Source organism: Janthinobacterium sp. J1-1, from assembly GCF_030944405.1.
Taxonomy (GTDB): domain Bacteria; phylum Pseudomonadota; class Gammaproteobacteria; order Burkholderiales; family Burkholderiaceae_D; genus Janthinobacterium.
The window spans coordinates 1655438-1679953 of the sequence record NZ_CP132339.1 but is presented as its reverse complement, the minus strand read 5'-3'; the positions used below and the strand labels follow the sequence as shown (position 1 = coordinate 1679953).

Genomic DNA, 24516 nt, shown 5'->3' with positions numbered 1-24516 from the left:
GTGCTATAGTTGCCGCCAGAACAGGATACCGGCCGCGTTCCGGCCCGCACCATACCGCCCGATCCAGGCCCATCACGCAGCAGAAAGGGATGCATTTGTCGCATCGCAGCCTCACCAGATCCAGCGCACGACGCCTGCGGCGGCGTGCGCTGGGTCCGCTCGCCCGGATCCTGCTGGCCTGCCGCTGGCCAGTGCTGGCATGGGCTGCGCCAGCGGCCGCCGCCGGCGATGCGGGCGCCGGTCCGGGGCCATGGCCCTGGCTGGCGGCCAGCGCCACGCTGGTGGCCGGCCTTGCCGCCTGGCAAGCATGGCGGCTGCGCCGGCAACTGCATGGCGGGCAAACGGGCGCAATGACGGACAAAGGCATGGCCGCAGCGGCGGCGCAGGCGCTGCAAGGCGCCGTGCTGGCCGGCTGGTCCTGGCAGCGCGCGGGTGACCGCTTGACCATGTCCGGCCTGTACCGCAGCATGCTGGGCGACAAGAAAGCCAGCCTGGAGCATACCCTGGCCGACTGGCTGGCCGAAGTGCACCGCGACGACCGCGCCCGCCTGGAACATGCTTTCCGCCAGCATTTCGATGGCCAGGCGCCGGCGCCCATCAGCTGTGAATTTCGCTTGCGCCATGGCGACGGCCAATGGCGCTGGCTGCTGCTGCGCGGCGCGGTGCTGGCGCGCGCCTCCGATGGCGCGCCGGTGCAGGCCAGCGGCATCCTGTGCGACATCGCCGAACGCAAGGCCGACGAACAAGCGCGCATGCGCTGCATGCTCGAAGCGGCGCCCGAAGCGATGCTGATCGCCGACATCGACGGCCGCGTGCATTTCGCCAACCAGATCGGCGCGCGCTGCTTCGGCTACCCGCTGGCCGACATCATCGGCATCTCGCTCGAACAACTGGTGCCGGACAGCACGCATGGCCAGACGGCCGGCGATACGCAATCACGCCACAGCCTGCCTGGCCGGGTGATGATGGCGCGCCGCCGCGACGGCTCGCACTTTCCGGCCAAGGTCAGCCTGTCACCGCTGCGCATGGCCGGCCAGGTGTATTCCATCGTTTCGCTGCGCGACATGACGCAGCGCCAGCGCGCCGAGGAAGCCCTGCACGCCAGCTCCGAACGCTACCGCCTGATCGTGCAGACGGCGGCCGAAGGCATCTGGATGACCAACAGCAGCGGCCAGACCACCTTCGTCAATCCGAAGATGGCGCACATGCTCGGCTATACGGTGCAGGAAATGCTGGGCCGCCCCCTGCTCGACTTCATGGACCGCGACAGCCAGTTGCTGATGCAGCGCCGCCTCGACAGCCTGGGCAGCCTGCACAGCCAGCCGGACCAGGTCGATTTCCGCTTCTTCCGCAAGGACCAGTCCAGCATGTGGGGCTTGCTGTCGAGCAGCAGCATCCAGTCGGACCATGGCGAGCCTGGCGGCACCCTGGCAATGATCACCGACATCACCGAGCGGCGCCAGGCCTCGATCGCGCTGTCCAATTCCAGCCAGCGCATGGCCTCGGTGTTCGGCGCCGTCACGAATGGCCTGGTGGTGCAGAACAGCGATGGCCACATTCTGGAAAGCAATGCCGCCGCCGAGCGCATGCTGGCCGCCAGCCGCGCCGGCGGCAGCCTGTGGCAGGCCATCCGCGAAGACGGTTCCACTTTCGAGCAGCGCAGCCATCCGGTGCACATCACCCTGTCGACCGGCCAGGCCATGCGCGACGTGGTGATGGGGGTGCAGCAGCTGGACGGCAACCTGTGCTGGCTGTCGGTGAACACCGAAGCCATCCGCGACGAATACGGCAAGGTGGGCATGGTGGTGGCCAGCCTGACCGACATCACATATCACAAGCGCAGCGAAAACACCCTGCGCGAACTGAACGAGCACCTGGAAGAGCGCGTGGCGCAGCGTACCGAGCAGCTCGACCAGGCCAAGCAGGTAGCCGAGGAAGCCAGCCTGGCCAAGGGCCAGTTCCTGGCCAACATGAGCCACGAAATCCGCACGCCGATGAATGGCGTGATCGGCATGGCCTACCTGGCCCTGAAAACCGACCTCGAACCGCGCCAGCGCGATTACCTGGAAAAGATCCGCTTTGCCGGCGAACACCTGCTGGGCATCATCGACGACATCCTCGACATTTCCAAGATCGAGGCCGGCAAGCTGAAGATCGAACACGTCAACTTCAGCTTCGACCACGTGATCCAGACCCTCAACACGGTGGTGGCGCCGCGCGCGGCCGGCAAGAACCTGGAACTGCTGTTCGAGATCGACCCGCAACTGCCACCTATCCTGGTGGGCGATCCCCTGCGCCTGGGCCAGGTGCTGATCAACTACGCCAATAACGCCATCAAGTTCAGCGAACAGGGCAGCATCACCGTGATCGTCAAGAAAGTGGTCGGCGACGACAAGCATTGCCTGGTGCGCTTTGAAGTATGCGACCACGGCATCGGCCTGTCGCAGGATGAGATGAGCAAATTGTTCCAGTCGTTCCAGCAAGCCGACACCTCGACCACGCGCGAATATGGCGGCACCGGCCTGGGCCTGGCCATCAGCAAGCAGCTGGCCCAGCTGATGGGCGGCGAGGTCGGCGTCGACAGCAGCCCGGGCCTGGGCAGCACCTTCTGGTTCACGGCCCGCCTGGGCATCTCGAGCCAGGCCGCGCCGGCCCTGCTCGACACCATGCTGAAAACGGCGCAAGCCATGCGCGCCAGCGCCGATGCGGCGATGGTGATGGGCGCGCTCAAGCATGCCCGCATCCTGCTGGTGGAAGACAATACCTTCAACCAGCAGGTGGCGCTGGAGCTGCTGGAAGAAGCCGGGGCCTCGGTCTGCCTGGCCAACAATGGCGTCGAGGCGCTGGACCTGCTGCGCCAGACGCAGTTCGACTGCGTGCTGATGGACGTGCAGATGCCGCTGATGGATGGCTTGCAGGCCACGCGCCTGATCCGCGCCGATCCCGATCTGGCCCACTTGCGCGTACTGGCCATGACGGCCACCGCCACCAGCGAAGACCGGGTGCGCTGCCTGGAGGCCGGCATGGACGATTTCATTTCCAAGCCGATCCAGCCGGCCATGATGTACCAGACCATCGCCGGCTGGCTGCCGGCACGCGACACGCCGCCGCCGCCCGTGCGCACCCGCAGCGCGCCAGCCTTCAAGACCACCCTGGCCGGCGATCCGCAGGTGATCGATCTGTCGATCCTGGCCAAGCTGCTCGGCTACAACCCGCAAAAAGTGCGCAAGTTCGCCTTCAAGTTTTTGCAGACCACGCAGGACGGCTTTGCCGACATCGATGCGGCGCTGGGGCGCGGCGACGTGGCGCAGGTGCGCGAGCTGGGCCACCGCATCAAGTCGTCGGCGCGCACGGTGGGCGCGCTGGGCATGTCCGAGCTGTGCCACCGCCTGGAAAACTTGCCGCCGGGCGCACCCGCCCAGGAAGCCGAACAGGCCCGCCATATCGTCAGGCAACTGTGGCCGCTGCTGGAACAGATTACCGAACAGATCATGAACAACACCAGCTTTGCCAACGATGACTGATCGCGGCAAGCTTGGCACCTTCAAGGAAAGGCACTGCGATGACTCATGCCACTGATGTGCCCAATCCCGGCCTGGCGCCGCTGCGCGTGCTGCTGCTCGACGACGACGTCTTCATGCTCGACGTGCTGGCCGACATGCTGGGCCAGCTGGGCCAGTTCGACATCCGCAGCGAGACCGGCAGCATGGCCGCGCTGGGCGCCCTGCGCCAGCAGCAGCCCGACCTGCTGATCTGCGACCTGTCGATGCCCGACATGGATGGCATCGAATTTTTGCGCATGGCGGCCGAAATCGGCTTTCGCGGCGGCGTGGTGCTGCTGTCGGGTCTGCATTCGGCCATCCGCCAGGCCGCCGAACGGCTGGCGCTGGCCAATGGCCTGCGTATCCTGGGCGCCTTTCCCAAACCCTTGAGCAGCGCCGACCTGCAGCACATGATCGCGCTGCAGCGGCAGGTGAGTGCGGGAATTCGGTCCATGCCAGGCTAAAAGGCCAGGCGCGCCAAGTTTTTCCGCAATAATCGCCACGCTTTGAAAAAATGGGTTATTATTTCAGCCATCCCCGCCTGCATACCCCTGGTCGCACCTTCCAAGAACATTGAATTTGTGCCCATCGCCCCCACCTGCCAGATGTACTTCAGGAAGCGTGGATGGCGAACCAGCGTATGGTTAATTCCAGGCATTATTGATCCCACCCTCATTTGAGGAAAATATGAGCGAAAATATCAAACACATTAGCGATGCTTCTTTTGAAGCAGACGTCCTGAAATCCGAATTGCCGGTCCTGGTTGATTTCTGGGCCGAGTGGTGCGGTCCATGCAAGGCCATCGCGCCGATCCTGGAAGAAGTGGCCAAGGAATATGCCGGCCGCATCCAGATCGCCAAGATGGACGTCGATTCGAACCAGGCAGTGCCTGCCAAGTTCGGCATCCGCGGCATCCCGACCCTGATCCTGTTCAAGAACGGTGAAGCAGCGGCGCAAAAAGTCGGCGCCATGGCCAAGGGCCAGCTGACCGCTTTCGTCGACAGCAATATTTAATGTATGATAGGCAGCGCTGCGCCCGCAGCGCCGCCTGACTGGATAGACCGGGAAGCGGCTTGAAGCACCATACGCTGTCCCTTCCCTGATAATTAATCAACGCCACGCAGTCCCCTCCCCTACCTTTACCTCCCGTCTCGGGACACTCAACATATATGCATTTATCCGAACTAAAGGCCCTACACGTATCCGCCCTGCTTGAGATGGCGATCGGTCTTGACATTGACAACGCGGCCCGCTTGCGCAAACAGGAGCTGATGTTTGCGATCCTGAAGAAACGCGCGAAATCGGGCGAACAGATTTTTGGCGACGGCGCCCTGGAAGTGCTGCCTGACGGCTTCGGCTTCCTGCGCTCGCCTGACGCCAGCTACATGGCGTCCACCGACGACATTTACATCTCCCCTTCGCAAATCCGCCGCTTCAATCTGCACACCGGCGATTCGATCGAGGGCGAGGTAAGGACCCCGAAAGATGGCGAACGCTATTTCGCATTGGTCAAAGTCGACAAAGTCAACGGCGAATCGCCGGAGATGTCGAAACACCGCATCCTGTTTGAAAACCTGACGCCGCTGCACCCGAACGAGCCGCTGCGCCTGGAACGTGAAATGAATGGCCAGGAAAACATCACCGGCCGCATCATCGACCTGATCGCGCCGATCGGCAAAGGCCAGCGCGGCCTGCTGGTGGCGTCGCCGAAGTCCGGCAAATCCGTGATCCTGCAGCACATCGCGCATGCGATCACGGCGAACCACCCCGACATCACCCTGATCGTGCTGCTGATCGACGAACGGCCGGAAGAAGTGACCGAGATGCAGCGCTCCGTGCGCGGCGAAGTGGTCGCCTCGACCTTCGACGAGCCGGCCACGCGCCACGTGCAAGTGGCTGAAATGGTGCTGGAAAAAGCCAAGCGCCTGGTCGAAATGAAAAAAGACGTGGTGATCCTGCTCGACTCGATCACCCGCCTGGCGCGCGCCTACAACACCGTGATCCCTGCCTCGGGCAAGGTCCTGACCGGTGGTGTCGACGCGAACGCGCTGCAACGCCCGAAACGCTTCTTCGGCGCCGCGCGCAATATCGAAGAAGGCGGCTCGCTGACCATCATCGCCACCGCCCTGATCGAAACCGGTTCGCGCATGGATGACGTGATCTTTGAGGAATTCAAGGGTACCGGCAACATGGAAGTCCACCTGGAACGCCGCCTGGCCGAGAAACGCGTCTACCCGGCCATCAACCTGAACAAATCGGGTACCCGCCGCGAAGAACTGCTGATCAAGCCGAACGAGCTGCAAAAAATCTGGATCCTGCGCAAGTTGCTGTATTCGATGGACGAGATCGAAGCGATGGAGTTCATTCTCGACAAGATGAAAGCCACGAAGAACAACGCAGAGTTCTTCGACATGATGCGCCGGGGGGGATAAACCTACTGCGCGGCCAGATTTGCGATCTCCGTTGCTCACCGTACTAAAGTACGGCTGCGCTACTCAATCGCAACTCCGGCCTGCTCGCTACGGTTTCGCCCTCCCCGGTGGCACCATGCTGCCGACAAAGCCGCTCGCCGAGCGGCTTTTTTATTGCCGCCAGCCTTAAACCGCTATATAATCTGCGGTTGCATTTATTTAAACCCTGGCAAGTGATCGGCAATCGGGTCAAGAAGCAAGACGACCGACGAAGTGCTGTTTGGCTACCAACCTAGAGAGAAGACCATGAAAGTCGATACCCATCCAGATTACCGCGAAGTTGTTTTCCACGACCTGTCGTGCGATTTCAAATTCGTTACCCGTTCGACCATCCAGACCCGCGAAAAAATCACCCACGACGGTAAAGAATACCCGCTGGTGAAAATCGAGGTGTCGGCTGAATCGCACCCATTCTTCACGGGCAAGCACAAAATCGTCGACACGGCTGGCCGCGTCGAGAAGTTCCGTCAGAAATTCGGTACCGTCGGTTCGAAAACCGCGATCGCAGCAGGCTGATTTTTGCCGCTTGCGGCAAAAACAGGCAGCTTCGGCTGTCAACAAAAAGGCAGCCACGGCTGCCTTTTTTGCCTTTTGCCTCTTTACTTTATACTGCCGCATAGCCCGACGCGTCCGCATGCGTCCCAGATTCCTTTTTACTGATACCACCATCGATGAAGCCAGTCCGCCTTCCCGCCGCTGCCACACTCGCGCTGCCACGATGGGCCTTGTTTGCGCTTGGCCTGCTGTACATCCTGCCTGGCCTGATCGGCCGCGAACCGTGGAAGAACGATGACGCCGCCAGTTTCGGCATCATGTGGACCATGGCGCACGGCGGCCTTGCCGACTGGCTGTGGCCGAATGTCGCCGGCATGTCGATGCCCGACGAAGGCCCGCTGGCGTTCTGGCTGGGCGCCATCTTCATCAAGCTGTTCGGCTGGATCGGCGACGAAGTGTTTGCCGCGCGCATGTCGACCATCGGCATTTTCGTCATCAGCGCCCTGTCGGTCTGGTACACCGCCTTCAACCTGGGCCGCCGCGGCGACGCCCAGCCGCTGCGCCTGGCCTTTGGCGGCCAGCCCGAGCCGGACGACTTCGGCCGCACCCTGGCCGACGCCGCCGTCCTGATCTACCTGGGCTGCCTGGGCCTGCTGCAACACAGCCACGACATCACGGCCGAAGCGCTGTATGTATCGCTGATGGCCTATATGCTGTACCGCGCCGTGCGCTATGTGGAACGTTCCTCGCTGCGCAATGCCATCCTGATGGGCCTGGCGCTGGGCGGACTGACCCTCACGCGCGGCTGGGTCGCACCGGCGGCGCTGACCCTGTCATTGCTGCTGTGCGCGGTATTCCTGCGCCTGCCGCTGCTGCGCACCCTGGGCCACCTGGCGCTGGCGGTAGTGGTGGGCGCCCTGCTGACCCTGGTCTGGCTGCTGCCGGGCGAACTGCTGCAGCCGTACGGCCATTCGCCGCTGCAGGCATGGACGGACTGGAATTGCCGCCAGTTCAGCCTGCCGGACCGCCAGAGCGTGGTGTATTTCTTCCGCGTCGGCATCTGGTTCTTCTGGCCCGCCTGGCCGTTCGCCGCCTGGGCCGTGTACGCCTGGCGCCGCCAGCACCATGTACTGCACATCGTGGTGCCGCTGACCTTTGTCGCCATGCTGGCCCTGCTGGCCATGTTCCATCCCGATCCGGACCCGGCACAACTGCTGCCGCTGCTGCCGCCGCTGGCCGTGATGGCCGCCTTTGGCCTCTTGACCATGAAGCGTGGCGCCATCAACGCCATCGACTGGTTCTCGGTGATGGTGCTGACCATCTGCGCTTTTGTCTTGTGGCTGTTCTGGTTTGCCGCCCTGACGGGATGGCCGCCGAAGCTGGCCCACAACGCCCTGAAGCTGTTGCCAGGATTCAAGCCTGAACTGGGCCTGGCCGCCTTTTTTGTCGCCGCCTGCGCCACCGCCGGCTGGGTGGCGCTGGTGCACTGGCGCATCTCGCGCCAGCCGGCCGTGTTGTGGCGCGCCGTGGTGCTGTCGTCCGGCGGCCTGATCCTGATCTGGGTGCTGATCATGACCTTGTTCCTGCCTGAATTGAACTACAGCAAGAGCTACGCCAGCGTGGCGCACCAGATTTCCGTCAACCTGCCGCAAGGCAATGCCTGCATCAATACCAATGTGGGGGCGGCCCAGCGCGCCTCGTTCGCCTACTATGGCCGCCTGCCCTTCGCCGGCGTCGACAACCCGCGCTGCGACCTGTTGCTGCTGCAGGACAGCAGCCGCAAACGCGATGGCAGGGATCAGTTGCAGGAACAGCATGGCACCGACTGGATCAAGCTGTGGGAAGGCCGTCGCGCCACCGACGATGTCGAACGCTTCCGCCTGTACCAGCGCGTGAAATAAGCCAGCGCACTGAAAAAAACCGGGCTCCTCTGCCCGGTTTTTTTTGCCAACAATTATTATATTTATTGAATTAGAATTGCTTTTTACATATAATTCATTCCAGCCAGAACGCCCATCCCTCACCATGAGACCCGCCATGACCCCCTCTTCGATTCCTGCCCTGCCGCTGTTCGGCGCCGCCCTGCTGGCCCTGTCCCTGAGCACGCCGGCGCAAGCGCAAACGACGGTGATCGACCTGGGCGCGGCCAGCGGCTACTCGGCGCTGATTTTCGGCAATGTCGGCAGCAGCACCGCCACCGGTTTCCATGATGTCGAAGGACGCCTGGCCGCCGGCGGCAATGTGTATTTGAGCGGCTTTTCGGTGGGCCAGAAAAGCACGGCCGGCGCCAGCGCGCCGAGCATTGTTGCCGGCGGCAACCTGAATATCGGCACCGGCGCCATCTACAACGGAGGCGCGCTGGGCAAGGCCGTGTACGGCGTCAGCAATCCGGGCGCCACCGTCTCGACCAATCAATGGTTCGAAGCGGGCACCTTCAGCAAGGGCAGCGCCGCGACCCTGGATTTCGCGGCCGCCAAACAGCAGCTGACCACCCTGTCGAACGAGGTCGCCAAGCTGGCGCCGACCGGTACCGTGATCATGCAAAACAGCGGCTATACCCTGGTCGGCGATATCAACGCCGACGTCAATATCTTCAATATCGACAGCAGCTCGCTGAAGAATTTGACGCTGGACCTGTCGTCGATCAAGAGCACGGCCCATATCATCATCAACGACAGCGCCAGCAGCATCAACCTGTCGGGTGGTTACAGCAGCTTCAGCAGCTTTGCCGACCGCACCCTGTTCAATTTCTCGAACGCCACCAGCACCAGCCTGACCACCTACACCTGGGGTAGCATCCTGGCGCCAAACAGCGATTTCTCCGGCACCGGCCACCTGGAAGGCACCCTGATCGCCAGTTCCGTCAGCGCGCAAACGCCGTGGAATTCACAGGTTGAAATCGGCGCCACCGGCTTCAGCGCGGTGACGGTCTCGGCCGTACCGGAACCCGGCACCTACGCCATGCTGCTGGCCGGCCTCGGCGTGCTGGCCTGGATGCGCCGCCGCACGCCGGCCCGCGCGCCCGCCATGGCCTGAGTTTTCCTTGGATACCACACCGGCACGCGCAAGCGCCCGGTGTTTTTTACTTTTAAGCCGTTAACAATCCAGCATTGGCACATCGCCAAGCTGTTGTATCAGCTGCCTTTTTTTGTGGCAGCCACGTCACAAAGCCGGTGGACGGCGCTATAGTTGGCACTAGTATGTTGCCTCGCAGCATGTCGAATCGACATGCTGCCGCGACCCGCGCTCCATCCAGACTATCGTCCGCCGCTGCCCAGCCCCGCAAGCCCGGCTTACCATCCGAGTCCTTCATGCCCTTTTTGTACCAACTCCGGCTTGCGCTCCGGAATACCTATGTCCGCCTGGCCCTGGCGACCTGCCTGGTGGCCGGCGTGGCCGCCGCGCTGTATTTTGCCAACTCGGTCGCACAGGACGCCAGTCCCTTGCTGCGTTCGCAAAATATCGGCGAAATCACGGCCCTGCCGGCCCAGCGCGCGCGCCTCGAGTATCTGCTGCTGGCCAGGCCCTTATCGGAAACGCCGCGCTATGTGTTCAAGTTCAAGGATGCGCCATCGATTCATGTGGTGAAAGTGCCGGCCACCTCGCACCTGAGCCTGGAACGCGAAGTACTGCTGAAGAATGGCTTGCCCTACGCGATCGCCACCGATGCTTTCCTGGCCTCGCACAAGGCGGTCTTGCAGGACGCCGATGATGGCGCGCTGGCCGAGGCTGGCGCTTTCGCGCAGCGTCATGCGATCGATATTTTTCTCGTGATTCTGCTGCTGTGCGTGCTCAAATTCGGCATCCCCGGCATGGGCGTCAGCGCCAATGTCATCGCGCCGGGCAAGCTCAAGGGCAGCCTGGACGACCTGATCGGCATGGACGACATCAAGCAGGAAGTGCTGCACCTGGAAGACATGATACGCAACCGCAGCGTGTACAAATCGCACAATATCGACAAGCCCTTCAATGTCATGCTGACGGGCCCGGCCGGCACCGGCAAGACCAAGCTGGCCGGCTACCTGGCCAAGCGGCTCGACATTCCCTTGATCCAGGCCTCGGGTTCGGCGCTGGAATCGGGCTATGTGGGCGGCGGCGCAAAGGCCTTGAATGCCTTGTACCGCAAGGCTTGCGCACGCGGCAGCTGCATCATTTTCCTCGACGAAGCCCAATCGCTGTTCATGCCGCGTGGACGCGGCGAGCGCAAATGGGAAGACGATACGGCCAACACCTTGCTGGGGCTGCTGGACGGCGTGAAAAGCAGCGAAGGCGCGGGCGTGATCTGGATCGTCGCCTCCAACTTCGACGATGCATCGAGCCAGATGGATGAGGCCATGCTGCGCCGCTTCCCCGTGAAAATCAATTTCCGCCTGCCCAACAAGGCCGAACGCGGTGCCTTGTTAAGCCATTTCCTGTCACAAAAGGCCGAGGGCTGCGTCGACTGGCCTCGGATGGACCTGGCGCAGGTGGCCAAAGTGACGGCCAACCTCAGCCCGGCCCTGCTGGAAACCGTGGTCGAGCGGGCCAGCATGCTGGCGATCCAGGAAAAAGTGCTGATCGATACCGATTTGCTGTTCCGGGCGTTCGAGCGGGCCACCATCGGCCTGGCCGACCGCGCCGCCACCGCCGAAAAACACTTGCAGCGCGAACGCATCGCCCTGCACGAGCTGGGCCATTTTTTCATGCAGATCGACCCGTACCTGCGCGCCGGCATGCCGTTGATGGAGGTCAAGCAGAAGTCGCACTTGCTCAAGATCAGTACCGAAGCCGTCTCGAAGATCGGCGCGCTCGGCTATGTGCTGTCGTCGGGCGACGACCTGTCGCTGCGCACCCTGGAAGAACTGGAGCGCGACGTGATCGGCCTGTACGGCGGCGTGGCGGCCGAGGAACTGTTTTATGGCGCGCGCGGCATCTCGGTGGGCAGCCAGAACGATATCGAAAAAGCCACGACCCTGCTCGACACCATGGTCAACAAACTGTCGATGTACTCGCGCTCCAAGCTCGATTACCGCCAGCTGAAACACGCACACGGCGACGAGCGCACGCTGGCCCTGGTGGAAGCCAAGGCGGACGAACTGTACAGCTACACCCTGGACGCGATCGCCGACTATCGCGCCGCCATCGAGGCGATCAAGGTGGTGCTGCTGGAACGCTATGTGCTGTCCAAGGATGCCGTGTTCGAGTTGCTGGAAGAGCATTTGCAGCCGGTGCCCGCATCAGCGCAAGCGTTACCGCAAGCGCAACTGCACGCGGCATAAGTGTCAGCAACCGCTGTCGACCACCTTGACCGCGGAAGGCGTCAGCACGTCATTGTCAACCACGGCCTCGGAATAGGTCGCCTTGCAGTTGGCCGGCGTACGGGCACCCTTGGAGCGGATGATCAGGTCGCGGCCGTTGACAATGATGGTCCAGTCATCGGCGGACAGGCCGGCCGCCGCCGCGGTGGTGGCCGCGGACGAGGGATAGCCGTTGACCATGGCCACGGCGACCCCTTCCATGTCGATGGTCCTGGTGCTTGAACCGGTGATCAGCCACTTTCCATGCGTCATGACATTGACGCTGGCCAGCGCACCGCTCGCCGCCCGGATGGTGGCCCTGCGCGCATCGCTGCCCAGGTCGGCGAACTTCGGCAAGGCCGTCGCCGCCAGGATGCCCAGGATAACGATCACGGAAATCAGCTCCACCAGCGTGAAGCCGCCCTGGGCAGATGTGAAACGGCGTGGCGATACAGTCATGGCGGTTTTTCGACAATGGCGGATGGCCGATGGCTGCTCCTGGGCACGCACCATGTTAGCATTAAGTAATTTAGTTATTTTACTGTATAAAAATATTACATGTAAGCAATTTTATTTCCCGTGCATGCGTGTGCAGCCGGCATTGCCACAATAACAAATACCGCCATCAATCCGCCCCCAGGCCCAGGTCCGTCGCCACCTGCTTGCGCAGCAGATACTTCTGGATCTTCCCGGTCACCGTCATCGGAAATTCCTCGACAAAGCGCACATAGCGGGGAATCTTGTAATAGGCGATCTGGCCGTCGCAAAAGGCGCGGATGTCCTCGGCGGTGGTGGCTTGAGTACCGGGGCGCAAGATAATGCAGGCGCACAGTTCTTCGCCATATTTGGCGTCGGGCACGCCCACGCATTGCACGTCAAGCACGCTGGGGTGGCGGTATAAAAACTCTTCCACTTCGCGCGGGTAGATGTTTTCGCCGCCGCGTATCACCATGTCCTTCGAGCGGCCGACGATGCTGCAAAAGCCGTTGGCGTCGATCACCGCCAGGTCGCCGGTGTGCATCCAGCGCGCCGCGTCGATCGCCTCGGCGGTTTTTTCAGGGTCGCCCCAGTAGCCCTGCATCACCGAATAGCCGCGCGTCAGCAATTCTCCCTTTTCGCCGCGCGGCACGATGCGCCCTTCGCCATCGATGATTTTTACCTCCAGATGCGGGTGCACGCGGCCGATCGACGACACGCGCATCTCGCGCGGGTCCTCGATCGCGGTCTGGAAACTGACAGGCGAAGTTTCCGTCATGCCATACGCGATCGTGATTTCCTCCATGTGCATCAGCTCGATCACCCGCGTCATGACTTCCATCGGGCACGGCGAACCGGCCATGATGCCGGTGCGCAGCTGCGACAGATCGTATTGCTGGAAGTCGGGGTGGTCGAGCATGGCGATGAACATGGTCGGCACGCCATGCAGCCCCGTGCAGCGCTCGGCCTGCACCGTTTCCAGCACGGCTTTCGGATCGAACCCTTCGCCGGGAAACACCATCGCCGCGCCATGCGTGACGCAGGCCAGGTTGCCCAGCACCATGCCGAAGCAATGGTACAGCGGCACCGGGATGCACAGGCGGTCCTGCTCGGTGAGGCGCATGGCCTCGCCGATAAAAAAGCCGTTATTGAGGATATTGTGGTGCGTCAGGGTGGCGCCTTTCGGTGCGCCGGTGGTGCCGGAAGTAAATTGGATATTCACCGCGTCATCGAACTGCAGGGTAGCGCTGACCGCTTCCAGGTGCGCCAGGTCGGCTTCCGTGATGCCGTCCATCAGCTGATCAAAATTGTGCATGCCCGGCGTGGCGTCCTGGCCCAGGCGGATCACATGGCGCAGCTGCGGCAGACGATTTGACTGCAACTGGCCGGCGCGGCTGGCGGCGATGTCCGGCACCACGTCCTGCACGATGGTCAAATAGTCGCTGGACTTGAAGCTGGGCGACAGGATCAGCGCGCTGCAGCTCACCTTGTCGAGCACGTATTCGAGCTCCGAACGGCGGTAGGCGGGGTTGATATTGACCATGATCAGGCCCGCCTTGGCGGTGGCGAACTGGGTCAGCACCCACTCGGCGCAGTTCTGCGACCAGATGCCGATGCGGTCGCCCGGCTGCAGGCCCAGTTTCAGCAGGCCAGCCGCCAGGCGGTGCACGCGCTGCCGGAATTCGCCGTAGGTCCAGCGCACCTGTTGGTGCGCGACGATCAGGGCATCGTGCTGCGGATAGCGTGCCGCGATGGCGTCCAGGTAAGCGCCGATGGTGTCGCCGATCAACGGTGTCTCGTGGGCACCGTGCACATAACTCATGTCTTGCATACCGTCTCCAGGGTAAGGGGCGCTTTTGCGCTCTGATAATGACAAAAACAAGAAAAATTATAGCCCCAACCATCCCCGGCACGCGGCACGCCGGTCAATTGCCTGAAAACTGGCGCACGGCAGCATTGCTTGCGAATGTAACTAGTCAAGCTCATGTAAAATATTTGCATGCCGGCTCGGGAAGCTGGATAGCGACTTCCACCTGGCTTGCTTATGACTCAAGAATCTCCAGGCATTTCCGTATTGCTGATAGACGACGAAGCCATCGCGCTCGATCTGATCGCCCATGGCCTCGAGCGCGAGCCCGACGTCACCCTGCGCTACGATGCGCGTTCGGAAATGGCGGTGGCCCTGGCGCGCGAAACGGGCGCCACCACCGTGCTGGTCGACCTGCGCATGCCCGGCGCCGACGGTTTTGACGTGATCCGCATGCTGCGCGGCGATCCGGCCACCGAACATATTCCGGTGGTGCTGCTGTCGTCAGAAGACGACCCGTCGATCAAGGTCAAGGCCTTTGCCACCGGCGCCAACGATTACCTGGTGAAATGGCCGGACCCGCGCGAACTGCTGGCCCGGGTGCGCTATCACAGCGGTGCGTATATCGCCCGCCAGCAGCGCGACGCCGCCTTTGTCTCCTTGCGCCTGAGCCAGGAAGAACTGGCCGTCAGCCAGTCGGCCCTGCACCAGGCACAAAAAATGGAAGCCATCGGCCAGCTGACGGGCGGCGTGGCCCACGATTTCAACAATGTGCTGCAGATTATTGGCGGCAACTTGCAACTGATCAAGCTGCTGGGCGGCGTCAGCGACAAGGCCAGCAGCCGCATCGAGGTGGCGCTGGCCGGCGTGGAGCGGGGCGCCAAGCTGTCGGCCCATCTGCTGGCCTTCGCGCGGCGCCAGCCGCTGCAGGCGCAGCTGATCAATCCGGGCCAGGTGCTGCGCGACATGGGCGACATGATACGGCGCCTGCTCGACCCGCGCGCCACCATCGAGACCGATATCGAAGACGGCCTGTGGAGCACCATGGTCGACGCCAACCAGCTCAACAACGTGCTGCTGAACCTGGCCATCAATGCGCGCGACGCGATGGCGGCCGGCGGTACCCTGACCATGCGCGCACGCAATATGAACGCCGGTTCGATGCAGCTGTCGGAAGTGGGCAATGACGACTATGTGATGCTGGAAATTGCCGACACCGGAATCGGCATGGACCAGGCCGTGCTGCAGCGCGCCTTCGAGCCGTTCTTCACCACCAAGCCGACCGGCCAGGGCACCGGCCTGGGCCTGAGCATGGCGTATGGCTTCGTCAAGCAATCGGGCGGCGAGATCATCCTCAAGAGCGAACCGGGCGTCGGCACCAGCGTGAAGATTTTCCTGTTGCGCAATGAGCAGGAAGCGCTGGCGGTCGAGGAAACGCCCATGGCGCCGCTCAGCCGCGGCATGGAAACCATTCTGGTGGTGGAAGACGAGGAAGAAGTGCGCCGCTCCACCGTCGAATTGCTGTCGGCGCTGGGCTACCGCGTGCTGCAGGCGGCGCATGCCGGCGCGGCGCTGAACCTGGTGCGCTCGGGCGTGCCGATTGACCTGGTATTTACGGATGTGATCATGCCCGGCGAAATCAGCAGCCTGCAGCTGAGCGAGGCGGTGCGCGAGCACTTGCCCGACACGCAGATCCTGTTTACATCAGGTTACGCGGAAGGCGTGCTGGCCCATGAAGGCCGGCTCGATCCCGGCGTCAACCTGCTGCAAAAACCGTACACGCCCGACGTGCTGAGCAGCCGCATCCGGCAGTTGCTGCAGCGGCGCAAGGGCGCTGCCTGAATAGCTGACCATTACTGCGGTTTGATATAGCGGTGCGAGCCTGGCGGCGGTTCATTCAGCACGGCCCAGAAGATGCCCAGATCGGCGATCGCGCGCACGAATTCCTCGAAATCGACGGGCTTGACGACATACGCGTTCACGCCCAACTCGTAGCTGCGCAACAGATCCTGTTCTTCCTTGGACGAGGTCAGCATCACCACCGGAATGCTGCGCAGCGCCTGCGTGCTGCGGATTTCCGCCAGCACTTCCAGGCCATCGACTTTCGGCAATTTCAAATCGAGCAGCACCACCGCCGGGTTGCCCGCTTCACGCGTGGCATATTGTTCTCGGCACAGCAGGTAATCGAGCGCTTCGGCACCGTCGCGGGCGATGATGACCTCATTGGCCAGCTGGCTCTTGGCCAGGGCGATCAGGGTCAGTTCCAGGTCGTGCGGGTTATCTTCGACCAATAATATGGGTTTTAACATAGGCTAGCCTTACGTATCGATGTCTTTGGGAATGCTGAATGAGAAAGTGGCGCCGGCGCCCTGGGTGGACTGGGCCCAGACCCGGCCGCCATGGCGCTCGACAATGCGGCGCACATTGGCCAGGCCGATGCCGGTGCCGGGAAAATCTTCCATCCGGTGCAGGCGCTGGAACACGCCGAACAGTTTGTGCACATAGTCCATATTGAAGCCGGCGCCGTTGTCGCTCACCTGGAATACCACTTCCTGCGCGGTCTCGGTGGCGGTCACGGCGATATGCGCGACCTCCTTGTGACTGGTAAATTTCACGGCGTTCGACAGCAGGTTGTACAGCGCCAGCTGCACGAAAGTCGGATCGGCGCGCACCACAGGCAAGGTACCGATCTCCCACTCCACCCGCCGCTCGCGGATATCGAGCCCCAGCTTCTGGATGCAGCCACGCACCAGGTCGGTCATGTTCACCAGGCTGGGGTGCAAGGCGGCGCGGCCCATCTGTGAAAAGCTCAGCAAATCATCCACCAGCTTGCCGGCCAGGCGCGCCGAATCCTTGATGTTCTTCAGGAAGCGGCGGCGCTTGTCCAGGTCTTCCGCGCCCGCCGTTTCCATCAGCAGGTCGGCAAAGCCGGCGATATGGCGCAGCGGCGCGCGCAGGTCGTGCGAGACCGAATACGAAAACGCTTCGAGTTCCTTGTTGATGCGGCCCAGCTCTTCGGCCAGCTCGGCCATCTGCTCGGCCCGTTCCAGCACGATGCCCAGCAAGGCGCCGCGAAACTCGACCGCCAGTTCAATCTCGCCATCATGCCAGGGCGCGCTGATGCCGTGGATGGTTTCGCGCCAGCTGTCGAAACTGCTGCGCGGCGTCAGCTGGCCCGGCCCCGTCTTGCCTTGCGGCTGGCCGGCCCAATCGACCGTCTGTACCACTTCCGGCCGGAACCACAGCAGATAATGCGGATGGATGCGCGAGATCGACATCGACAGCAGGCCGCTGCCATGGCGCGCATAGGCCTGCGCCGGCGGGTAGACGCTGCCCAGATGATCGGTATGGAACACCTCGCCATGGCCGTTCGCGCCCAGCCACTGCACCAGTTCGCCCACTTCCTGCTCGCCCGGTGCATTGCCATACGTCATGATCCGGTCGCCGACCACGATGGCCGCGCCGCTGGCGCGGGCAAAGCGCAGCAGCTCGGGAAATACGCTGCACAGGCTGTCGGCAAAGTCGACGTTCTGCTGCGAAAGGCCGGCCAGCATGCTGACCATGGTGCGCCGCACTTCCAGGCGAAATTGCAATTCGCCGGCGTCGGTGCGCGACTCGATGCACAGCGCCAAGATCTGCCCCAGCTGTTCGCACACGGTGCGCTGCTCGAACGCCACAGGCAAGGGCGTCGCGTGATGGCAGGAAATCAGGCCCCACAACTGCCCCTTGACGATCAGCGACACCGACATCGATGCCAGGGTGCCCATGTTGCGCATGTACTGCAGATGAATCGGCGAGACGCTGCGCAAGGCCGCATACGACAAATCATTCGGCAGGCCGGTGACGGGATTCATGGCCGGCTCCAGGCGCGCCGGCGTGTAATGGGCGTCCTGGATCAGGCGTATGCGGTTGAGCATGTACAGCTCGCGCGCCTGGCGCGGAATATCGGTGGCGGGAAAACGCAGCCCCAGGTAGGACTCATAGCCCTCTTCGCGGCTTTCCGCCAGCACCTGGCCATGGCCGTCGCGGTCGAACTGGTACACCATCACGCGGCCAAAGCCCGTCACGTCGCGGATCTGCCGGGCGGCGAGCAGGCTCATCTCGACCACATCCTGCACGTCGTTGATTTTCAACAGGAAGTTCCCCACCTTCGGATACAGGTGGCGAAAATCGGGCGGCGTGGCGCGGCTGACGGCCTCGAATTCAAGCAGCAGCAGGCGGTCATGCACATGGCCCAGCACATCGAAGTAGCCGGCCTCGGCCACGCGGACGGTGCCCATATGCGTCGGCTGAACGCCCAGGCTGCCGCGCGCCAGCTCGGCTTCCAGCTGCGCGCCGGCCTGCTCGCCCAGGATGGCCGGCAAGTCCTGTTTCAGCGCCGGGTCAAACGCCACGCCGGTGATCTGCGCCAGGTTGGCGGACGCCTGCAGCACATGCCGCGCGCCATCTTGCGGCAAGGCCAGCAGGAAACCGTGCGGCTGGATGCTGCCGGGAATGCGGATCGGCTCCTGGTCGCAAGCGGTGAGATTGAGGGGAAGCGGGGCGGTAGCGGCTGGCATCATGGCGGGTATGTCGGCAACGCGGGCCGGTCAGGCGGTGAAAGTAATGCTATTTTACTAGAGCCCAATAGCCGATGCCGCACGGCATGCGCCCTGGCGGCATATTCAGCGGCACGCATTTGCATTACCATGCAGCCCAGCGCGGCGGCGCATAGCGATTCTTACAGCAAGGTCAACGGTGCAATCTTTACAACAGGGCTTTATTTTGACCCGCCACTGGCGCGATACCCGCGACGGCACGCAGGTCGATTTCTGGCTGGCGACCGACGCCGGCCCGCGCCAGGTGCGCCTGCCGCCGCAGACTTCGGTCGCCTTTATCCCCCTGGAACAAAAAGAACAGGCCGAACTGCTGCTGCGCGGCGAGCGCCATGCCGAGCTGCGGCCCCTGGCCCTGTGCGATTTTCACCATCGCCCCGTGCTAGGGCTGTATTGCAAGCAATACCGGCAGTTGCTGAAGCTGGAGAAACACCTGCGCGCCCATGGCGTGGATGTCTACGAGGCCGATATCCGCCCGCCCGAGCGCTACCTGATGGAGCGCTTTATCACGGCACCGGTCGCCTTTGACGGTGAAGCCGGCCAGGAGTTGCACCTGAAACCCGCGCCCGGCTACCGGCCCGGTTTGAAACTGGCCTCGCTCGATATCGAAACCACGGCCCATGGCGAGCTGTATTCGATCGCGATCGAAGGCTGCGGCCAGCGCCAGGTGTATATGCTGGGGCCGAAAAACGGCGGCGACGAACCGCTCGACTTCGACCTGGAATACTGCGCCAGCCGCGGCCAGCTGATCGAGCGCCTCAACAGCTGGATGGAACAGCACGATCCGGACGCCATCATCGGCTGGAACGTGGTGCAGTTCGACCTGCGCGTGCTGCGCGAGCAGGCCCAGCGGCATCGCGTGCCCCTGAAGCTGGGGCGCGGCGGCGCCGAACTGGAGTGGCGCGAACATGGCGGCAAGCAGGAGCATTATTTCGCGGCGGCCGCCGGCCGCTTGATCATCGACGGCATCGAGGCGCTGAAATCGGCGACCTGGAATTTTTCCTCGTTCAGCCTGGACAACGTGGCGCAAACCCTGCTGGGCGAGGGTAAATCGATCGACAACCCGTATCAGCGCATGGCCGAGATCGACCGCCGCTTTCGCGAAGACAAGCCGGCCCTGGCACGCTATAACTTGAAAGATTGCGAACTGGTCACGCGCATCTTTGCGAAGACCGAATTGCTGACCTTTTTGCTGGAACGGGCCAGCGTGACGGGCCTGGCGGCCGACCGCAGCGGCGGCTCGGTGGCCGCTTTCGAACATTTGTACTTGCCGCTGATGCACCGGCAAGGCTATGTGGCGCCCAACCTGGGCGACGTGCAGGGCGACAACAGTCCGGGCGGCTTCGTCATGGATTCGCGCTCGGGCCTGTACGATTCGGTGCTGGTGCTCGACTACAAAAGCCTGTATCCGTCGATTATCCGCACCTTCCTGATCGACCCGGTGGGGCTGGTGGTGGGCACGCGCAAGGACGAGATCAATCCCGTGCCCGGCTATCGCGGCGCGCTGTTCTCGCGCGAAAAGCATTGCCTGCCCACCATCGTGAAGCAGGTATGGCAAGGCCGCGAGGTCGCCAAGCGCGAGCGCAACGCGCCGCTGTCGCAGGCGCTGAAGATCATCATGAATGCCTTTTATGGCGTACTGGGTTCCAGCGGCTGCCGCTTTTTCGATCCGCGCCTGGCCTCGTCGATCACCTTGCGCGGCCACGACATCATGCACCGCACGCGCGAGCTGATCACCGAACAGGGCTACCAGGTGATCTATGGCGACACCGACTCCACCTTTGTCTGGCTCAATACCGCGCATGACGACGAGGCGGCCGGCACCATCGGCCGCGCGCTGGTGGCGCACGTCAACCAGTGGTGGACGCACTATCTGCGCGAGGAATTCGGCCTCGACAGCGCGCTGGAGCTGCAATTCGAGACCCATTACCGGCGTTTCCTGATGCCCACCATCCGCGGTTCGGAAGAAGGCAGCAAGAAGCGCTATGCCGGCCTGGTCGGCAAAGCCGACGGTAGCGAACAGATGGTCTACAAGGGCCTGGAAACGGTGCGCAGCGACTGGACCCCGCTGGCCCAGCAATTCCAGCAAGCCCTGTATTTGCGCATCTTCCAGCGCGCGCCCTACCAGGACTACGTGCGCGACTACGTGGAGCGTACCCTGGCCGGCGAATTCGACGCGCTGCTGGTCTACCGCAAGCGCCTGCGCCGGCCGCTGGACGAATACCTGCGCAACGTGCCGCCCCATGTGCGCGCCGCGCGCACGGCCGACGCCTACAACCTGGCACAGGGGCGCCCCTTGCAGTACCAGAACGGCGGCTGGATCAGCTATGTGATCACGGTGGCCGGCCCCGAACCGCTGGAGACGCAGCGCTCGTCCATCGACTACGAGCATTACCTGACGAAGCAGTTGCAGCCGGTGGCCGACGCCATCTTGCCCTTCCTCGGCGACGACTTTTCCAAGCTGATTTCACGCCAGCACGACCTGTTCTGAAGCGATTCTGCTTACCTGCGCCGTCAAGCTGAGGTAATATCGGCGCCTGCCTGGCCTCGGCCACAGGCATTCAGCCCTGCACAGGCGTAAAATACGCCATGGCGAAAGAATAAGAGCTGTACCAGTTACAAGAAGCTGCGCCCCAGTCGAGAATCATTCGCAACACCATATTCCGGACTGAAGTGGCGCATACTGCACCGATGTTGAACCAGCACGCAATGCGGCCTCGCTTGCCCCTTGCCTGTTATTTTTAGAATGAATTGACACCATGACCGAGATCACGTCCTTAAGAGACATTCCGCAAAAAAACATCTTCCGCAAAGGCGATACCTTTGTGCTGTTTGGCGAGCTGTTCGGCCGGGGCTATGTCAATGGCCTGCTGGACGAGGCGCGCAAGGCGGGCATGAACATCGTCGGCATGACGGTCGGCCGCCGCGATGAAAACCTGGCGCTGCGCCCATTGAACGCGGAAGAACTGGCCGAAGCCGAAGCCAACCTCGGTGGCCGCATCATCAACGTGCCGCTGATGGCCGGTTTCGACCTCGACGCACCGGAAGGCGAGCCGACCCCGACCGCGCTGCTGTCCGACCTGACGCTGAAAAGCTGGCAGGAAGACAAACTGGACTGGGAAAAAATCGAGCGTTCGCGCGAAGCTGGCACGGCCCGCTTCACGGCCTCGGTGGCAAAAGCCATGGCCGAGCTGGACAGCCTGATTCCTGACGGCAGCAATGTCTATTTCGCCCACACCATGGCCGGCGGCATTCCGAAGGTCAAGGTCTTCCTGGCGATCGCCAACCGCATCTACAAAGGCCGCGGCGAGCGCTTCATGTCCTCGCGCGCCCTGCTCGACAGCGACCTGGGCAAGCTGATCCTGATGAACTTCGACGAAGTCACCGCCAACACCCTGCAGCACCTGATCGACGGCAGCGCCGCCATCCGCGCCCGCATCGAGCAGGCCGGCGGCCAGGTCCGCTACAGCGCCTACGGCTACCACGGCACCGAGATCCTGATCGACGGCAAGTACCAGTGGCAAACCTACAGCAACTACACCCAGGGCCTGGCCAAGATGCGCCTGGAAAACGTGGCCAAGGCCGCGTGGGACAAGGGCATCAAGGCGACCGTCTTCAACTGCCCGGAAATCCGCACCAATTCGTCCGACATTTTTGTCGGCGTGGAACTGTCGCTGTTCCCCCTGCTCGACGCCCTGAAGAAAGAAGGCGGCGGCGCCTGGGCCGAACAGCAATGGGAAACCTGCCAGGCCCTGCTGGAAGACGGCACCTCGCTGCAAGACCTGCTCGACCGCATCGCCGCCTACAACGGCGACGCCACCAGCGTCCACTTCCGCAACTTCGCCGCCTGGCCGATGGACAACACGCCAGAGCTGGCCGAAGTCATGATCGGCACCTCCGACGACATCACCAAGCTGCACAAGGACCGCAAGGAACTGATCACCGACCACCTGAGTTCCCTGGTGCTGGAAGGCACGGGTCCGCTGATGTTCCATGCCATGTCCGACCCGCAAGCGCCCGTCGTCTGGCTCAACCACGACATCATCGCACGCCAGCTGAGCTCGGTGCATAACCCTGCCTAAGCTGCTGTAGCGCCCACAACGCCGCCCCGGGCTCACGCCTGCGGCGGCGTTTTGCATGGCTGGCAAGATGCCGTGCAAACGGTATAAATGATAGATAAAGCAAAAAACTTGCCGGATCGCGATAAATCAGTAATAATGCGTCTCGCGTTGCCGGGATGGCGGAATAGGTAGACGCACGGGACTCAAAATCCCGCGCTGGAAACAGCGTGCCGGTTCGATTCCGGCTCCCGGCACCAACAAACATGCGGCTCTCAGACTTGAGGGCCGTTTTGTTTTGTTCCGCAATTCTATGCACGTTCCGCAAAATATCCCAATTTGTTAAGCGCTCAAGTCCAATCGTGGCATCTCTACAATGCACGGTTCGCCATCGAGTTAGACGCGCAAAGCGCCTCTAATAAGCCCGATCGCGCCCAAGTAAGGCGGTGGAGGCAAGCTTCGCTCAAGTTGATCTGCCCTGGCGGCAATCGCGCGCATTCGTCCGAAACTATGACTGCTCAATATGTTCGGCATCGACGAGGGAAGCTGGTCAAACCTACCAGATAGGGGACGTTCCTAGATGACCTGAATGTTACATTTAGAGATAATTGTTGGCATGAAAGTACATATACTTGAGTTTTCAAATTTATACTTTTGAATATGACCATAGATCTTGCTGAGTGCCAGGCTCATTTTGCTGACAACGATACTGACGTAGTGATTTATTCCGGCGGCATCGCGCGCGAAGGGTACGATAAATTTTGCCGTCTGCTGGAAAAGCCTCGCCGCAAGAAGTTGCTCATGGTGCTGAACACCTATGGCGGCGACCCGAACGCTGGATATCGCATTGCTCGGGCCGCGATCCATAACTATGGCGCTGACAATTTTTCTATCCTCATCCCGGCATACTGCAAAAGTGCTGGGACACTCATCTGCATTGGGGCGACAAGGCTGGTCATGGCGGACCAAGCAGAGCTGGGGCCTCTTGACGTACAGCTACGCAAACAAGATGAATTATTTCAACAAAGCTCGGGGCTTGACATCCTACGGGGTGTGACTTACCTTCAAGACGAAGCACTTCAGTCCTTTAAAACATATTTGATTGACATCAACGGCGGGGCGGGATTAAGCACTAAAATTGCATCTGAGATCGCGAGTGGGCTTGTCATTGGACTGTATGAACCTCTGTTTGCGCAGGTCGATCCTGTGAAGCTCGGCGAAATGAATGCCGCGCTTCAGATCGCCAGACACTATGGTGAACGGCTCGACTCGAAGTCAAAAAGCTTGATTGAGCACTCTCTGAACAAACTGATTATGGGGTACCCAACACATGGATTTGTAATTGACAGGTCTGAAGCGCGGCAACTCTTCAAGGACGTTACAAAGCCGAATCCGCATGAACAGTGGCTCTGCAACAGCTTCCGCAACCACCCCATGTCAAAACTGGGCTCTTCAACTTCTGCTATAGTAGAAGCCTTTAATGAAATTTCGCAACAACAACCTGAAGCACCTACGGAGAATCAAGATGAGAATGTTCCTGAATCCTTTGCCAGCGCAGAGCAAGGTTTCGACGCCAACTCGCGCGATGAGCAGCAGTCAGAACGACCTGATGGCGGATCTGCGCCGAACGATGAGCGAGAACAACATCCTGTCGGAAGCGAGCAAGATCATGCGGTCCCAGATGACGGCCAGCAGGCCTAGATAAGTTCATTCAAACAACAAAAAAAGCCTGCTGATGCGGGCTTTTTTGCAATTGATTGCAAATTTTCTTAGCGAAGTCTTTCCGCAAAACGTT

General features: G+C 61.9%; 16 protein-coding genes and 1 tRNA gene. 13 read left to right on the top strand and 4 right to left on the bottom strand.

The features are described from left to right. The first annotated feature begins 89 nt into the window (after window positions 1–89). From Q8L25_RS07575 to Q8L25_RS07540, 8 genes are all read left to right on the top strand, one after another. Window positions 90–3524 (top strand): PAS domain S-box protein, encoded by a 3435-nt coding sequence (locus Q8L25_RS07575; RefSeq protein ID WP_308924275.1) that lies wholly within the window; start codon window positions 90–92, stop codon window positions 3522–3524. 38 nt (window positions 3525–3562) lie between these two features. Further along, a complete protein-coding gene (locus Q8L25_RS07570) occupies window positions 3563–4006 on the top strand; it encodes a response regulator (RefSeq protein ID WP_308924274.1) in 444 nt (147 codons plus the stop codon). A gap of 223 nt (window positions 4007–4229) precedes the next feature. After that, on the top strand, window positions 4230–4556 hold the full coding sequence (gene trxA / locus Q8L25_RS07565) for a thioredoxin TrxA (protein ID WP_065309607.1): 327 nt from the start codon (window positions 4230–4232) through the stop codon (window positions 4554–4556). A 155-nt stretch (window positions 4557–4711) separates the two neighbouring features. After that, complete coding sequence (gene rho, locus Q8L25_RS07560) at window positions 4712–5974, top strand: transcription termination factor Rho (protein ID WP_034746249.1); 1263 nt, start codon at window positions 4712–4714, stop codon at window positions 5972–5974. A 285-nt stretch (window positions 5975–6259) separates the two neighbouring features. Then, on the top strand, window positions 6260–6529 hold the full coding sequence (locus Q8L25_RS07555) for a type B 50S ribosomal protein L31 (protein WP_308924273.1): 270 nt from the start codon (window positions 6260–6262) through the stop codon (window positions 6527–6529). A 155-nt stretch (window positions 6530–6684) separates the two neighbouring features. Beyond that, window positions 6685–8409 (top strand): glycosyltransferase, encoded by a 1725-nt coding sequence (locus Q8L25_RS07550; RefSeq protein WP_308924272.1) that lies wholly within the window; start codon window positions 6685–6687, stop codon window positions 8407–8409. Between the two features lie 136 nt (window positions 8410–8545). Next, window positions 8546–9544 (top strand): collagen-binding domain-containing protein, encoded by a 999-nt coding sequence (locus tag Q8L25_RS07545; protein ID WP_308924271.1) that lies wholly within the window; start codon window positions 8546–8548, stop codon window positions 9542–9544. A gap of 275 nt (window positions 9545–9819) precedes the next feature. Next, complete coding sequence (locus Q8L25_RS07540; protein ID WP_308924270.1) at window positions 9820–11766, top strand: AAA family ATPase; 1947 nt, start codon at window positions 9820–9822, stop codon at window positions 11764–11766. 3 nt (window positions 11767–11769) lie between these two features. On the opposite strand, the gene Q8L25_RS07535 is transcribed toward Q8L25_RS07540, so the two are convergent. Further along, window positions 11770–12243, bottom strand: coding sequence for a type II secretion system protein (locus tag Q8L25_RS07535; RefSeq protein WP_308924269.1), 474 nt, complete (start codon window positions 12241–12243; stop codon window positions 11770–11772). A 166-nt stretch (window positions 12244–12409) separates the two neighbouring features. Continuing rightward, the gene (locus tag Q8L25_RS07530) at window positions 12410–14092 is read right to left on the bottom strand and encodes an AMP-binding protein (protein WP_308924268.1); all 1683 of its coding nucleotides are present in this window, start codon (window positions 14090–14092) and stop codon (window positions 12410–12412) included. Between the two features lie 213 nt (window positions 14093–14305). Between Q8L25_RS07530 and Q8L25_RS07525 the strand changes: the two genes are divergently transcribed. Beyond that, entirely contained in the window at window positions 14306–15910 is a 1605-nt protein-coding gene (locus Q8L25_RS07525; RefSeq protein ID WP_308924267.1) for a response regulator, read from the top strand. Window positions 15911–15921: 11 nt separating this feature from the next. Here Q8L25_RS07525 and Q8L25_RS07520 read toward each other — a convergent pair whose 3' ends face one another. Both Q8L25_RS07520 and Q8L25_RS07515 read right to left on the bottom strand, forming a co-directional pair. Then, window positions 15922–16377 carry a response regulator gene (locus tag Q8L25_RS07520; RefSeq protein ID WP_308924266.1) on the bottom strand — a complete coding sequence of 152 codons (456 nt, stop codon included), beginning with the start codon at window positions 16375–16377 and terminating at the stop codon, window positions 15922–15924. 9 nt (window positions 16378–16386) lie between these two features. Continuing rightward, a complete protein-coding gene (locus Q8L25_RS07515; protein ID WP_308924265.1) occupies window positions 16387–18630 on the bottom strand; it encodes an ATP-binding protein in 2244 nt (747 codons plus the stop codon). Window positions 18631–18805: 175 nt separating this feature from the next. On the opposite strand from Q8L25_RS07515, the gene Q8L25_RS07510 reads away from it, so the two are divergent. From Q8L25_RS07510 to Q8L25_RS07495, 4 genes are all read left to right on the top strand, one after another. Then, window positions 18806–21154 (top strand): DNA polymerase II, encoded by a 2349-nt coding sequence (locus tag Q8L25_RS07510; RefSeq protein WP_308924264.1) that lies wholly within the window; start codon window positions 18806–18808, stop codon window positions 21152–21154. A 268-nt stretch (window positions 21155–21422) separates the two neighbouring features. Further along, window positions 21423–22745, top strand: a complete 1323-nt coding sequence (locus tag Q8L25_RS07505) for a hypothetical protein (RefSeq protein WP_308924263.1) — start codon at window positions 21423–21425, stop codon at window positions 22743–22745. Window positions 22746–22894: 149 nt separating this feature from the next. After that, window positions 22895–22981, top strand: a tRNA-Leu gene (locus Q8L25_RS07500). A 400-nt stretch (window positions 22982–23381) separates the two neighbouring features. Further along, window positions 23382–24422, top strand: a complete 1041-nt coding sequence (locus tag Q8L25_RS07495; protein ID WP_308924262.1) for a hypothetical protein — start codon at window positions 23382–23384, stop codon at window positions 24420–24422. Window positions 24423–24516: the final 94 nt, after the last annotated feature.

Coding starts and splice junctions, on each gene's coding strand:
- Q8L25_RS07550 (WP_308924272.1), top strand. CDS start 6,685: ATGAAGCCAGTCCGCCTTCCCGCCGCTGCCACACTCGCGCTGCCACGA.
- Q8L25_RS07530 (WP_308924268.1), bottom strand. CDS start 14,092: ATGCAAGACATGAGTTATGTGCACGGTGCCCACGAGACACCGTTGATC.
- Q8L25_RS07570 (WP_308924274.1), top strand. CDS start 3,563: ATGACTCATGCCACTGATGTGCCCAATCCCGGCCTGGCGCCGCTGCGC.
- Q8L25_RS07555 (WP_308924273.1), top strand. CDS start 6,260: ATGAAAGTCGATACCCATCCAGATTACCGCGAAGTTGTTTTCCACGAC.
- Q8L25_RS07495 (WP_308924262.1), top strand. CDS start 23,382: ATGACCATAGATCTTGCTGAGTGCCAGGCTCATTTTGCTGACAACGAT.
- Q8L25_RS07520 (WP_308924266.1), bottom strand. CDS start 16,377: ATGTTAAAACCCATATTATTGGTCGAAGATAACCCGCACGACCTGGAA.
- Q8L25_RS07540 (WP_308924270.1), top strand. CDS start 9,820: ATGCCCTTTTTGTACCAACTCCGGCTTGCGCTCCGGAATACCTATGTC.
- Q8L25_RS07515 (WP_308924265.1), bottom strand. CDS start 18,630: ATGATGCCAGCCGCTACCGCCCCGCTTCCCCTCAATCTCACCGCTTGC.
- rho (WP_034746249.1), top strand. CDS start 4,712: ATGCATTTATCCGAACTAAAGGCCCTACACGTATCCGCCCTGCTTGAG.
- Q8L25_RS07525 (WP_308924267.1), top strand. CDS start 14,306: ATGACTCAAGAATCTCCAGGCATTTCCGTATTGCTGATAGACGACGAA.
- trxA (WP_065309607.1), top strand. CDS start 4,230: ATGAGCGAAAATATCAAACACATTAGCGATGCTTCTTTTGAAGCAGAC.
- Q8L25_RS07535 (WP_308924269.1), bottom strand. CDS start 12,243: ATGACTGTATCGCCACGCCGTTTCACATCTGCCCAGGGCGGCTTCACG.
- Q8L25_RS07505 (WP_308924263.1), top strand. CDS start 21,423: ATGACCGAGATCACGTCCTTAAGAGACATTCCGCAAAAAAACATCTTC.
- Q8L25_RS07545 (WP_308924271.1), top strand. CDS start 8,546: ATGACCCCCTCTTCGATTCCTGCCCTGCCGCTGTTCGGCGCCGCCCTG.
- Q8L25_RS07575 (WP_308924275.1), top strand. CDS start 90: ATGCATTTGTCGCATCGCAGCCTCACCAGATCCAGCGCACGACGCCTG.